Annotated in this window: 2 protein-coding genes; one reads left to right on the top strand and one right to left on the bottom strand. The window is 64.6% G+C overall.

Features of this window, described 5'->3' with window-relative positions; all coding sequences use genetic code 11:
* A partial coding sequence (locus AC1RL5_RS31490) for an amino acid adenylation domain-containing protein (protein ID WP_492590175.1) occupies positions 1 to 11457 on the top strand: 11457 nt, incomplete at its 5' end.
* Between the two features lie 605 nt (positions 11458 to 12062).
* On the opposite strand, the gene AC1RL5_RS31485 is transcribed toward AC1RL5_RS31490, so the two are convergent.
* Entirely contained in the window at positions 12063 to 14534 is a 2472-nt protein-coding gene (locus tag AC1RL5_RS31485) for a TonB-dependent siderophore receptor (RefSeq protein WP_072452473.1), read from the bottom strand.
* Positions 14535 to 14581 lie beyond the last annotated feature (47 nt).

The following is a 14581-nucleotide window of genomic DNA, read 5'->3' as shown; positions in this document are numbered from 1 at the left end:
GCCCACATGCTGCGCGACAGTCAGGCGCAGATCCTGCTGACCGAAAGCGCCTTGCTGTCGCTGCTGCCGTCCGTGGAATCCCTGCAGACCCTGCAACTGGATGCCCAGCCGGGCTGGCTGGATGGCTACTCGACAGACGACCCGGCGCCACGCGCGACCCCGGACAATCTGGCCTATGTGATCTACACCTCCGGTTCCACCGGCCTGCCCAAGGGCGTGGCGATTGCCCATCGCAACGTGCTGGCGCTGATCGACTGGTCGAACCGGGTGTACAGCACTGCAGACCTGCAAGGGGTGCTGGCCTCGACTTCGATCTGCTTCGACCTGTCGGTGTGGGAGCTGTTTGTCACCCTGTCCAGTGGCGGTTCCATCGTCCTGGCCCGCAACGCCCTGGAACTGCCGGAGCTGGCGGATCGCGACCGGGTGCGCCTGATCAATACCGTGCCTTCGGCGATTGCCGCGCTGCACCGCAGCGGGCAGATTCCGCCTAGCGTGCGGATCATCAACCTGGCGGGTGAGCCGCTGAAACAGGCCCTGGTGGATAGCCTCTACCAGCAGCCCGGGCTGGTGCATGTCTACGACCTGTATGGCCCTTCGGAAGACACCACCTACTCGACCTACACCCGGCGCGAGGCGGGAGGGCAGGCCAATATCGGCCGGGCCATCAGCAACACCCAGAGCTACATCCTCAGCCCGGACCTGCAACCGGTGCCGGTGGGCAGTGCCGGCGAGCTGTACCTGGCCGGTGCCGGGGTGACTCGCGGCTATCTGGCGCGCCCAGGGCTGACCGCCGAGAAGTTCGTGCCCAATCCGTTTTCCAGCGACGGTGGCCGGTTGTACCGCACCGGCGACCTGACCCGCTATCGCGCCGATGGGGTGATCGAGTACATCGGCCGCATCGACCATCAGGTGAAGATCCGCGGTTTCCGTATCGAGCTGGGGGAAATCGAAGCGCGGCTGGTGCAGCAGGCGGCGGTGCGTGAAGCCTTCGTCCTGGCCCATGACGGCGAAAACGGCCAGCAACTGGTGGCCTATATCGTGCCGAGCGACGCCGCTATGGCGGTGGCAGGGGAAGCCCAGGCCGCCCTGCGCGAAAGCCTCAAGACGGCACTCAAGGAACACGTGCCGGACTACATGGTGCCGGCCTACCTGCTGTTCCTCGAAGCGTTGCCGCTGACCCCCAACGGCAAGCTCGATCGCAAGGCCCTGCCCAAGGTCGACGCCCAGCAGATGCAGCAGGTCTACGTGGCGCCGCAGAGCGAGCTGGAGCAGCAGATCGCGGCGATCTGGGCCGATGTGCTGAAGCTTGAGCAGGTCGGTGCCACCGACAACTTCTTCGAACTGGGCGGTGATTCGATCATCTCGATCCAGGTAGTCAGCCGCGCGCGGCAGGCCGGTATCCGCTTCACCCCGCGGGATCTGTTCCAGTACCAGACGGTACAGGGGCTGGCGGCAGTGGCCGAGCAGGGCGAGGGCGGGGTGCAGATCGACCAGGGCCCGGTGCGTGGCGCAACTGCGCTGCTGCCGGTGCAGCAGTGGTTCTTCGAGCTGCCCATGAGCGAACGCCATCACTGGAACCAGTCAGTGCTGCTCAAGCCGGCCCAGCCGCTGCGCGCCGAGGTGGTAGAGAACGCCTTGCAGGCCCTGTGGGTGCAGCATGACGCCTTGCGCTTGCAGTTCAGCCAGGAGGCGGATGGCTGGTCGGCGCGTTTTGCCGATGCAGGCCAGCGGCCGGAGCTGCTCTGGCAGGTCGCAGTGGATGGCGCCCAGGCCATGGAACAGTCGGCGATCGAGGCGCAGCGCAGCCTGAACCTGCAGGACGGGCCGCTGCTGCGGGCCGTGCTGTTCAGCCTGGAGGACGGCAGCCAGCGCCTGTTGCTGGTGATTCACCACCTGGTGGTGGACGGGGTGTCCTGGCGGATCCTGCTGGAGGATCTGCAACGGGCCCACACTCAACTCAGCGCCGGCCAGACCCTGGCGTTGCCGGCCAAGACCAGCTCGACCCAGGCCTGGGCCGAGCAGATGCAGGCCTATGCCCAAGGTGCGGCGCTGCAGGAAGAACTCAAGTACTGGCAGGCCCAGTTGCAGGGCGTCGAGTCGAACCTGCCGCTGGACCGCCCGGTGACCGAGTTGCAGAACCAGCACGCCAGCAGCCTCAGTTCACGTCTGGACAAGGCCCATACCCAGCGCCTGCTGCAGGATGCCCCGGCGGCCTACCGCACCCAGATCAATGATTTGCTGCTCACCGCCCTGGCCCGGGTCATCACCCGCTGGACCGGCGAAGCCAGTGCCCTGGTGCAACTGGAAGGCCACGGCCGCGAAGACCTGTTCGACAGCATCGACCTGACCCGCACCGTGGGCTGGTTCACCAGCATGTTCCCGGTGAAGCTCACGCCCCAGGCATCCCTGGCCGACTCGATCAAGTTCATCAAGGAACAACTGCGGGCGGTGCCGAACAAGGGCATCGGCTTTGGCGCCCTGCGTTACCTGGGGGATGCTCAGGCGCAGCAGGCCCTGGCAGCCTTGGCCGTGCCGCGTATCACCTTCAACTACCTGGGCCAGTTCGACGGCAGTTTCGACGAGCAGGATTCCCTGTTCAAACCCAGCGGTGAAGCCAAGGGCGACGACCAGAGCCCACTGGCCCCGCTGAGCAACTGGCTGAGCCTGGATGGCCAGGTCTATGGCGGCGAGTTGAGCCTGAACTGGACCTTCAGCCAGCAGATGTTCGATACCGCCACCGTGCAGCGGCTGGCCGACGACTATGCCGAGGAGCTCAAGGCGCTGGTGGCGCATTGCTGCACACCAGAGCTGGCGGGCGCGACCCCGTCGGACTTCCCACTGGCGGGCCTGAACCAGCAGCAACTGGATCGCCTGCCGGTGGCGATGGCCTCGGTCGAGGACCTCTACCCCCTGTCGCCGATGCAGCAGGGCATGCTGTTTCATACCCTCTACGAGCAGGCCGCGGGCGATTACATCAACCAACTGCGGGTAGACGTGGATGGCCTTGATCCGCTGCGCTTCCAGCAGGCCTGGCAGGCGGCCATCGATCGGCATGACATCCTGCGCACCGGCTTCATCTGGCAGGGCGAGGTGTCGACGCCGCTGCAAGTGGTGCACAAGCACATTGCCCTGGACTGCACCGAACATGACTGGCGCGGCCAGCCGCAGCAGCAGGAAGCCCTGGATACCCTGGCCACCGCCGAGCGCCAGCGTGGCTTCGAGCTGGATGCCGTGCCGTTGTTGCGCCTGACCCTGGTGCGTATCGACGAGCAGCGCTACCACCTGATCTACACCAACCATCACATCCTGATGGACGGCTGGAGCAACTCGCAGTTGCTCGGCGAAGTGCTGCAACGTTATGCCGGTCAGTTGCCCAGCCACGCTCCGGGCCGCTACCGGGACTACATCGCCTGGCTGCAACGCCAGGATGCCCAGGCCTGTGAAAGCTTCTGGAAAGAACAACTGCAGACGCTGGATGAACCGACCCGCCTGACCCAGGCGCTGTCCCGGGTCGCGGACATTGCGGCCGGCACCGGCCACGGCAAGCATCATCGCGAGCTGGACCTGGCACAGACGGCACGGCTTGGCGAATTTGCCCGGCAGCAGAAGGTCACGGTCAATACCCTGGTGCAGGCGGCGTGGCTGCTGTTGCTGCAACGTTGCACCGGGCAGGAAAGCGTGGTGTTCGGCGCCACGGTGGCGGGGCGCCCCGCGGAGCTCAAGGGCATAGAGCAGCAGGTGGGCTTGTTCATCAACACTTTGCCGGTGGTGGCCACGCCACGCCCGGACATGACCGTGAGCCAGTGGTTGCAGGCAGTGCAGAACCGCAACCTGGCGCTGCGCGACTATGAGTACACGCCGCTGTACGAAGTGCAGCGCTGGGCCGGGCTGGGCGGGGATGCGCTGTTCGACAACATCCTGGTGTTCGAGAACTACCCGGTGTCCGAAGCCCTGGAAAAAGGTGCTCCGGCGCAACTGCGCTTTGGCGCTGTGGGTAACCACGAGCAGACCAACTACCCCCTGACGGTCGCGGTCAACCTGGGGGCGAGCCTGTCGTTCGAGTTCATCTATGCCCGTGAATCCTTCTCCGAACCTTCGATGGTGCAGTTGGGCGGGCATTTGCAGGGCCTGTTGCTGAGCCTGATGGAGCATGCGCAAACCGGCCTGGGTGAGTTGCCATTACTGACGCAGGACGAGCAGCACCGTATCCGCCAGGATTGGGACCACACCGATGTGGTCTACCCGACCGAGCGTTTTGTTCACCAGCTGTTTGCCGATCAGGCGGCCAAGGCGCCGGATGCCCCGGCGGTGTTCTTCGCCGAGCAGCGCCTGAGCTATCGCGAGCTGGATACTCAAGCCAACCAGCTGGCGCACAAGTTGATCGAACTGGGCGTTGGCCCGGAAGTGCGGGTGGCCATCGCCATGCCGCGTTGCGCGGAAATCATGGTGGCCTTCCTGGCCGTGCTCAAGGCTGGTGGGGTCTATGTGCCGCTGGATATCGAGTACCCCCAGGACCGTCTGCGCTACATGATGCAGGACAGCGGCGCGTGGCTGCTGTTGACCCAGAACCATCTGCTGGATCGCTTGCCGATTCCTGAGGGGCTGCCGACTCTCAGCATCGAAGGCGCGGCTGATTTTGCGGCTTACCCTGTGACCAGTCCGCAGGTGGATCTGGCCGAGGAAAACCTCGCCTATGTGATCTACACCTCTGGGTCCACCGGCTTGCCCAAGGGCGTGGCGGTGTCCCACGGCCCGCTGGCCATGCACAGCCTGGCCACCGGCGAACGTTATGAAATGAGCCCGGCGGATTGCGAGTTGCACTTCATGTCCTTCGCCTTCGACGGCTCCCATGAAGGCTGGATGCACCCGCTGATCTACGGCGCCAGCGTGCTGATCCGTGATGACAGCCTGTGGTCGCCGGAATTCACCTACGAACAGATGCACCGCTACGGCGTCACCGTGGGCGTGTTCCCGCCGGTGTACCTGCAACAACTGGCAGTACACGCCGAGCGTGACGGCAATCCGCCGGCGGTGCGGGTCTACTGCTTCGGCGGCGATGCAGTGCCGCAGGCCAGTTACGATCTGGCGTGGCGAGTGCTGCGTCCGAAGTACATCTTCAACGGCTACGGCCCGACCGAAACTGTGGTCACTCCTTTGATCTGGAAGGCCCGTGTCGGTGATCCCTGTGACGCGGCCTACGCGCCTATCGGCAATATCGTTGGCAACCGCAGCGCCTACGTGGCCGATGCCAACCTCAACCTGTTGCCGGTTGGCGTGGCGGGTGAGTTGTACCTGGGTGGCCTGGGCGTGGCTCGGGGTTACCTGGATCGTCCGGGGCTGACGGCGGAACGCTTTATCCCTGACCCCTACAGCACCACCGGCGCCCGGCTGTACCGCAGCGGCGACCTGACCCGCTATCGCACCGATGGCTTGGTGGAGTACGTAGGCCGTGTCGACCATCAGGTGAAGGTGCGGGGCTTCCGTATCGAGCTGGGCGAGATCGAAGCGCGCTTGCTGGAGCAGGACCCGGTACTGGAAGTGGCGGTGATCGCCCAGCCAGGGCCGAGCGGCCAGCAACTGGTGGGTTATATCGTGCCGGTGGACGCCGAGGTGGCGTCGAGCAACGAGCGCCAGGCGCAGTTGCGCGAGAGCATCAAGGCACGCCTGCGCGAGAGCCTGCCGGACTACATGGTGCCGACCTACCTGCTGTTCCTCGAAGCGCTGCCGCTGACGCCGAACGGCAAGCTGGACCGCAAGTCGCTGCCGAAAGTCGATGCGCAGTTGATGCAGCAGACCTACGTGGCGCCGCAAAACGGCCTGGAACAACAGATCGCGGCGATCTGGGCCGATGTGCTGAAGCTTGAGCAGGTGGGCGTCACCGACAACTTCTTCGAGCTGGGTGGCGACTCGATCATCTCGATCCAGGTGGTCAGCCGTGCCCGGCAGGCGGGAATCCGCTTCACCCCCAAAGACCTGTTCCAGCACCAGACGGTGCAGGGGCTGGCCACGGTGGCGGAGCAGGGCGAGGGCGGTTTGCAGATCGACCAGGGCCCGGTGCGTGGGCAGATGGCGCTGCTGCCGATTCAGCAATGGTTCTTTGACACCCCGGTGCCGGAACGGCATCACTGGAACCAGTCGGTGCTGCTCAAGCCGCTACAGGCGCTGCAAGCCCAGCCCCTGGAAAGCGCATTGCAGGCCCTGACGGTGCAGCACGATGCCTTGCGCCTGCGCTTTACCGAACATCAGGGCACGTGGCGTGCAGCCTTTGCCGATGCCGAGGAGCCGGTGCAACTGCTGTGGCAGGCCAATGTCGCCGATGCCCAGGCGTTGCAGCAGTTTGCCGAGCAGGCCCAGAGCAGTCTCAACCTGCAGGAGGGCCCGTTGCTGCGGGCCGTGCTGTTCACCCTGGCCGACCAGAGCCAGCGCCTGTTGCTGATCGTTCATCACCTGGTGGTGGATGGGGTGTCCTGGCGGATTCTCCTGGAGGATCTGCAAGCCTTGCTGGGCGGCCAGGCACTGCCGGCCAAGTCCAGCTCGACCCAGGCCTGGGCCGGGCAGTTGCAGGCCTATGCCAGCAGCGCGGCGCTGCAGCAGGAGCTGGGTTACTGGCAGGCACAGTTGCAGGGTGTCGAATCGAACCTGCCTTGCGACCACGGCCACGACGGGTTGCAGAACCAGCACGCGAGCAGTGTCGAAACCCGGCTGAGCAAGGGTGATACCCAACGCCTGTTGCAGGACGCACCGGCAGCCTATCGCACCCAGATCAACGATCTGCTGCTCACCGCCCTGGCCCGGGTCATTACTCGCTGGACCGGCGACAGCAGCGCCCTGGTGCAGCTGGAAGGCCACGGCCGAGAAGAGCTGTTCGACAGCATCGACCTGAGTCGCACCGTGGGCTGGTTCACCAGCGTGTTCCCGGTGAAGCTGACGCCGCAGCCGGCCCTGGCCGACTCGATCAAGTTCATCAAGGAACAGCTGCGGGCGGTGCCGAACAAGGGCATCGGCTTCGGTGCCTTGCGCTACCTGGGGGATGCTCAAGCACAGGCAGCCCTCGCCGCACTGGCGGTGCCGCGCATCACCTTCAACTACCTGGGACAGTTCGACGGCAGTTTCGATGACCAGCAGGCATGGTTTGCCCCGGCCAATGAGGCCAAGGGCGACGACCAGAGCCTGCACGCCCCCCTGGGCAACTGGTTGACTCTCAATGGCCAGGTCTATGGCGGTGAGCTGAGCCTGGGCTGGAACTTCAGCCGGGCGATGTTCGATACCGCCACCATCGAGCACCTGGCGGATGACTACGCCCGGGAACTCAAGGCGCTGATCGAGCATTGCAGCCAGCCCGAGCACCGTGGCGCCACGCCATCGGACTTCCCGCTGGCCGGCCTGAGCCAGCAACAGCTGGACCGCTTGCCGCTGGCCCTGGCACAGGTCGAGGACCTTTATCCGCTGTCGCCGATGCAGCAAGGCATGCTATTTCACACCCTGTATCAAGAGGAGGGTGGCGACTACATCAACCAGCTACGAGTGGATGTGGACGGGCTCGATCCCGAGCGCTTCCGCCAGGCCTGGCAGGCAACCATCGAGCGTCATGACATCCTGCGCAGCGGTTTCCTCTGGCAGGGCGAACTGCCGGCGCCGATCCAGGTGGTGTACAAGCAGGTCAGTCTGGAGTGTGTCGAGCACGACTGGCGCTCGACGCAGCAGGCCCCGCAAGCCCTGGACACCCTGGCGGCGACCGAGCGTCAACGGGGCTTCGATCTGGCCGCTGCGCCCCTGCTGCGCCTGACCCTGGTGCGCACTGGCGAGCAGCGTTACCACCTGATCTACACCAACCACCACATCCTGATGGACGGCTGGAGCAACTCGCAGTTGCTCGGTGAAGTACTGCAGCGTTATGCCGGTCAATTGCCGCAGCACCTGACCGGGCGCTACCGCGACTACATCGCCTGGCTGCAACGCCAGGACGCCACCCTCAGTGAACATTTCTGGAAACAGCAACTGCAGGGGCTGGATGAGCCGACCCGTCTGGCCCAGGCCATTGTTGCCGGTGCACGAGCGCCGCTGGAGGAGGGCCATGGTAGCCATGGCTGCACCCTCGACGAAGCCCAGACCCGCAGCCTGGGCGAGTTTGCCCGCCAGCAGAAGGTCACGGTCAACACCCTGGTGCAGGCCGCCTGGCTGTTGCTGCTGCAACGCTGCACCGGGCAGGACACTGTGGTGTTCGGCGCCACGGTGTCCGGCCGGCCAGCGGAACTCAAGGGGGTGGAGCAGCAGATCGGGCTGTTCATCAACACCTTGCCGGTGGTGGCCGCGCCACGTCCGCAGTTGTCGGTCAGCGACTGGTTGCAGGCGGTGCAGGAACGCAACCTGGCCCTGCGTGACTTCGAACACACGCCGCTGTACGACGTGCAGCGTTGGGCCGGTCTGGGGGGCGAGGCGCTATTCGACAACATCCTGGTGTTCGAGAACTACCCGGTGTCCGAAGCCCTGGAAAAAGGCTCGCCGGCACAGCTGCAATTTGGCGCGGTAGGCAATCATGAGCAGACCAACTACCCGCTGACCCTGTCGGTGTTCGTCGCTGAGCGCCTGTCGTTCGACTACAGCTATTCGTGCCAGCACTTCAGTGCCGCGGTGATCCGGCAACTGGCCGAGGGCCTGCAACAGCTGCTGCTGGCCATGATCGGCAACCCCGGGCAGTGCCTGGGGGATCTTTCCCTGCTCAGCGACGGGCAACGGACGGCCGTTGAACAGGAGTCCCGCCGGGCGGCCGGGCAAGTGGGCCGGGGCCTGAATATCCACCAGTTGATCGAAGCCCAGGCCGCGCGCACTCCGGATGCCGTGGCGCTGCTGTGCGCCGGTGAGCAACTGAGCTATGGCCAGTTCAACCAGCGGGCCAACCAGTTGGCCCATAAGCTGATCGAGCAGGGTGTAGGCCCGGATGTGCGGGTGGGCATTGCCGTGGAGCGCGGGCTGGACATGATTGTCGGCCTGCTGGCGGTGCTCAAGGCCGGTGGCGCCTACGTGCCGCTGGACCCCGAGTACCCCCAGGAGCGCCTGCACTACATGATGCAGGACAGCGGCATCCAGTTGCTGCTGACCCAGTCGCCGCTGCTGGAGCGTTTGCAGGATGGCCTCGCGGTGCCGTACCTGTGCCTGGACCAGGCTCCCGTCTGGTTGGCCGGTATGGCGCAGGGCAACCCGCCTGAGCGCAGCAGCGCGGAAAACCTGGCCTATGTGATGTACACCTCCGGCTCCACCGGCCGACCCAAGGGCGTAGGTATTACCCACAACGCCCTGAGCCAGCACGCACGGGCCACCGCCAGCCATTTCAACATGACGGCTGCGGACCGTGGCTTGCAGTTCTCCACCTTCAACTTCGATGCCTTTGTCGAACAGCTGTACCCGGCGCTGATCCGTGGTGCTTCGGTGGTGATCCGCGGCAAGGCGCTGTGGGACAGCGAAACCTTCTACCGCGAGCTGATCGAGCAAGGCATCAGCATCGTCGACTTGAGCACCGCCTACTGGTTCATGCTGGGCAAGGACTTCGCCGCCAAGGGGCCGCGGGACTTTGGCCGCCTGCGTCAGCTCAACCTGGGGGGCGAGGCCATGCCGGCGGAAGGCGTGGCCGCCTGGAAGCAGGCCGGCCTGAAACACGCCTGCCTGCTCAACACCTACGGGCCCACCGAGGCCACCGTGAGTGCCACGGCCCATGACTGCGGTGCCTACCTGAAGGGGACCGAGCCGCTGCCGGCGGTGATTCCACTGGGCAAGGCCCTGCCGGGCCGTTCCATCTACCTGCTGGACAGCAGCGGCAACCTGCCGCTCAACGGTGTGATTGGCGAGCTGATGATCGGTGGCGACCTGCTGGCCCGGGGTTACCACGACCGCCCAGGCCTGACTGCCGAGCGTTTCATTCCCGATCCGTTCAGCAGCGATGGTGGGCGCCTGTATCGCTCCGGCGATCTGGCCCGCTATGACGCCGAAGGCGTGATCGAATACGCCGGGCGCATCGACCACCAGGTGAAGATCCGCGGTTTCCGTATCGAAATGGGCGAGATCGAAGCGCGGCTGCTGGAGCTGACGCCAGTACGCGAGGCGCTTGTACTGGCCCAGGACGGCGCGAGCGGGCCACAACTGGTGGCTTATGTCGTGCCAGCCGCGCAGGTGGCGGCCGATACGCCGCAGGCCCAGGCGCAACTGCGCGAGCAATTGAAAGCGGCCCTCAAGGAGGTGCTGCCGGACTACATGCTGCCGGCGCACCTGCTGTTCCTCGAAGCGCTGCCGTTGAGCCCCAATGGCAAGCTGGACCGCAAGGCCCTGCCCAAGGCCGAGGCCAGCCTTTTGCAGCAGGCCTACATCGCTCCACAGAGCGAGCTGGAACAGCAGGTCGCCGCCCTCTGGAGCCAGGTGCTGGGCGTCGATCAGGTGGGCCTGGACGACAACTTCTTCGAGTTGGGTGGGCACTCCCTGGATGCCTTGCGCCTGATCGGCGCCATCAACCAGGCACTGGCTGTGCAACTGAGCATCAATGCGCTGTTCACGGCGCCGACCGTGGGGCAACTGGCTGGTGTGATCGCAGCCGGTCAGCCCGACAGTGCACAGAATGTCATCGCCCTGGGCGGCTCCGGCCAGCCGCTGTTCTGCTTCCACCCGGCGGGGGGCAGCGTGTATGGCTACCTGCCGTTGGCGGCGCAGTTGCGCGACCGTTGCGCGGTGTATGGCGTGCTGCACCAGGCCTACCTGCAAACCGACTGGAGCGAGGTTTCATGGCAGGCCATGATCGAGCGCTATGTCGCCAGCATCCGCCAGGTGCAGCCGACAGGTCCTTACTACCTGGCAGGTTGGTCCCTGGGCGGGTCCATTGCCATGGACGTGGCCAGCGAACTGGAGGCGGCCGGAGAGACGGTGCGTTTCCTCGGTTTGCTCGACCCGACGCCGCCCCTGGGCGCCGGGGATGACCTGGTTCAAAGGCAGGAGGAGCCGGTCACCGTGACAGCCGAGTCCGAGTGGCAGGCGATCATCGACAAACTCTGCCAGCAGTTCCCGGGCAGCGCAGGGATGATCGAGAGCCGCTTGAGGCGCGAAGCCGAGCTCGACTGGCAGAGCATCCATGGCTGGGTGGCTGGCAATATCCCCCTGGCTCCCGGCGAGCTGGATCGGGTCGTGGGGCTGTTCAAGGCCGAGTTCGACGCCTCGCTGGTCAGCGCGGTGTTCAATGACTTGAGCGCCTTGTCTGCGGCCTATGCCTATCGCCCCCTGCGGGTTGCGCCGCGGCTATGGTGGTCCAGCGATTATGCCCGGGAGCGGATCCAGGTCATGGAGCAAACCATGGGTCGTGAGGTACAGGGTGGCGAGATAGCCGCTTCATATCATATCGAAGCCCGCCATGAAGCCATGGTGGACAGCCGAGCCTTGCTGGAGAGCTTCACAGAGCAGTTGTTGACCTGCTTGAACTGAGACACCGACAAAGGCCTGGACCGGCAACGGTCCAGGCCTTTGTCGTTTTCGTCATAAGCAAATCAACGGCTCGCCCTCGCTCTGTAGGAGCTGGCTTGCCAGCGAACGTGCGCAGGTCTTAAGGGCGCCTTCGCCGGCAAGCCGGTTCCTGCGGGGATCTGCACCGTGTATCTGACTGCTGTAGGAGCTGGCTTGCCAGCGTAGGCGTCACCCGGGGCGCTGCATGACTTGCGGGCGCCTTCGCTGGCAAGCCGGCTCCTGCGGGGATCTGCACCGTGCATCCGACTGTTGTAGGAGCTGGCTTGCCAGCGAAGACGTCACCCGGGGCGCTGCATGACTTGCGGGCGCCTTCGTCGGCAAGCCGGCTCCTGCGGGGATCTGCACCGTGCATCCGACTGTTGTAGGAGCTGGCTTGCCAGCGAAGACGTCACCCGGGGCGCTGCATGACTTGCGGGCGCCTTCGCCGGCAAGCCGGCTCCTACGGGGGCGTGTGTGGGAGGGGAGGGGAATTCATCGCGTTGCAGGATCTGGCTTGCCAGCGAAGGTGCGCGAGTCTTAAGGGCGCCTTCGCCGGCAAGCCGGCTCCTACAGGGGGAGGACGTGATTCACAGAGACCAACTGACCGTGACCATGGCGTTGCGCGGGTCGCCGTAGAGGCTGGTGCCGTAGTCGGTGTTGGTGCCGATGCTCTGGTAGTAGCGCTTGTCGAAGAGGTTGTTGACGTTGAGGCGAATGTTCACATTTTCCGAGGCCTTGTAGCTGGTCATCAGGTCCACCAGGGCGTAGGACTTCTGTTCGATGCGGTAGTCGAAGGTGCTCAGGTAGTCGTTGGTGCCCTTGTTGTAGATGGTGTTCTGGCCATAGATCCCGCCACCGATGGTCCAGCGGTTCAGGTCGCCGGGCAGTTGGTAGGTGGTGAAGGCCTTGAACACGCTGCGCGGGATGTCGGTGTCGAACAGGCGGCCGACGTTGGCTTCGTTGGAGTCCTTGGTGTACTTGACCGAGGCATAGGTGTAGCCCGCCCCCAGTTCCCAGCCCGGGGCCAGGGTGCCGTTGATTTCCAGCTCGATACCTTCGCTGCGCACCTGGCCCGCGGCTTCGTAGCAGGCGGTGCCGGGGCTGCACAGGTCGGGGTGGAGGGCCTTGGCACGGTTTTCCTGGTCGATGCGGAAGATCGCCGCACTGGCATTGAGTTTGCCGTCGAAGTACTCGCCCTTGATGCCCAGTTCGTAGTTCTTGCCTTCGATCGGCTTGAGCGCGCCGTTGGAGGCGTCGAGTTCGGTCTGCGGCTTGAAGATATCGGTGTAGCTGACATAGACCGAGTGGTTCTGGTCCAGGTCATAGATGGCCCCGGCATAGCGGGTCAGGTGCCGAGTCACTTTGTTCGGCAGGCTGGAGGCGGAGGCCTTGCCGTTCCAGGTGGTGGTTACGTCATAGTCGTACCAGTCCAGGCGGCCGCCCAGGATCAGCTTCAGGTCATCGGTGATGCTCAGACGGGTGGTGACGTAGGTGCCTTCCAGCTGGCTGGTACGGCGTTGTGTCCAGGGGTTGGCACTCATGTCCGGCTTGGGAATGCCGCTGGGCTTGTAGATGTTGGTGTGGGTCTCGAGGTCGATGGGCAGGCCCTTGCCTTTGAACGTCAGGTCGCGCCGGCTGGCGCCCACCACCAGTTCATGGGTACGCCCGAACAGGGAGAAGGGACCGGTGACGTAGCCGTCATAGCTGTTTTGCTGGTCTTCGTAGTCGTAGCGACCGATGTTCTGGCCGAACTCATCGTAGTTGGCGCCCATGCGTTCCGGAATGGAGCCGAGCATGTTCAGGTCCGACCAGCTCTTGCTGGCGGACAGGAGCATTTTCCAGCTGTCGGCGAAGCGATACTCCAGGCGGCTGAACGCCGTGGTGTTGTTCTGATCCCAGTACTCCCACTTGCTGCCCAGGTAGGTCGAGCGCTTGAGGTGCAGGTCGCTGCCGTCGGCTGCAACCGGCAGGCCACCCCAGGAAGTGTTGTTTCTGCCGCTCTGGTTGGAGACGCCAAAAGTGAAGGTGGTGTCTTCGTTCAGGTCGGCCTCGGTGATGCCGTAGAACACGTTGCGTTCACTGCTGACGAAGTCCTGGAAGCTGCCCTTGCTCTGATAGGCGGCGACCACCCGGCCGCGCAGGGTGCCGCTTTCGTTGAGGGCGTTGGAGGCGTCGATCTCGGTGCGGTAGTCGTCCCAGCTGCCGGCGCTGCCGGTGACGGTGACCCGCGGTGTGGCGGTGGGGCGCTTGCGCACCATGTTGATCGCTGCCGACGGGTTACCTGCGCCCTGCATCATCCCGGTGGCGCCACGCACCACTTCCACATGGTCGAAGATAGCCATGTCAGCCGAGGAGTTCATGTCCCGGCTCAGGTAGTGGGTCAAATCGTTGGGCAAGCCGTCGGTCATCAGGTTTTCGACGGCAAAACCACGGGAGTAGAAGGTCGGCCGCTGCGGACCGTCCTTGGTGATGGAAATGCCGGGGGTGGCCTTGAGCACATCCTCCAGGGACCTCATGTTCTGGTCATCCATGCGTTGGCGGGTGATGACCGTGACCGACTGCGGGGTTTCCCGGGCCGTCAGCGACAGCTTGCTGGCGGTCTGCATGGCCCCGGTGGTGTAGGAACCTGTGTCCTCGGTGGTGGTGCCCAGGCCCTGGCCGCTGATGGTGCTGGTCCCCAGTTCCAGCGAGCCGTTGCCACCATGGTTGCGGATAGTGACCGAGTTGTCCTTGAGGGTGTAGGCCACCCCCGTGCCATTGAGCATGGCCGCGATGGCCCGCTCCGGCGAATAGCTGCCGCTGAGGGCGTTGCTGCGCTTGCCTTGCACATCGTCAGGGTTGTAGAGCACCTGCATATTGGCCTGGCGCCCGAACTCCTGCAGGGCCGCAGACATGGACTGCGAGACGATGTTGAAATGGATTTCCTGGGCCTGGACCTGAGCCATCAGTGGCAGGGTCAGGGCCAGGCCCAGGGTGCGGGAAGCCAGTTTTGGCGAGAAGGCCTGGCGAAGCAGCGCTTTCGTCAAAGGGGTCAGTCGGTGTTGTGCGGGCATGCTCATATGCTCTTATAGATCCGGCAGATGTAGTGACTGTTAATGGTATTAAT

The sequence above is a fragment of the Pseudomonas sp. GW822-FHT06D10 genome, assembly GCF_058799535.1.
This window is presented reverse-complemented; position numbering and strand designations above follow the sequence as displayed.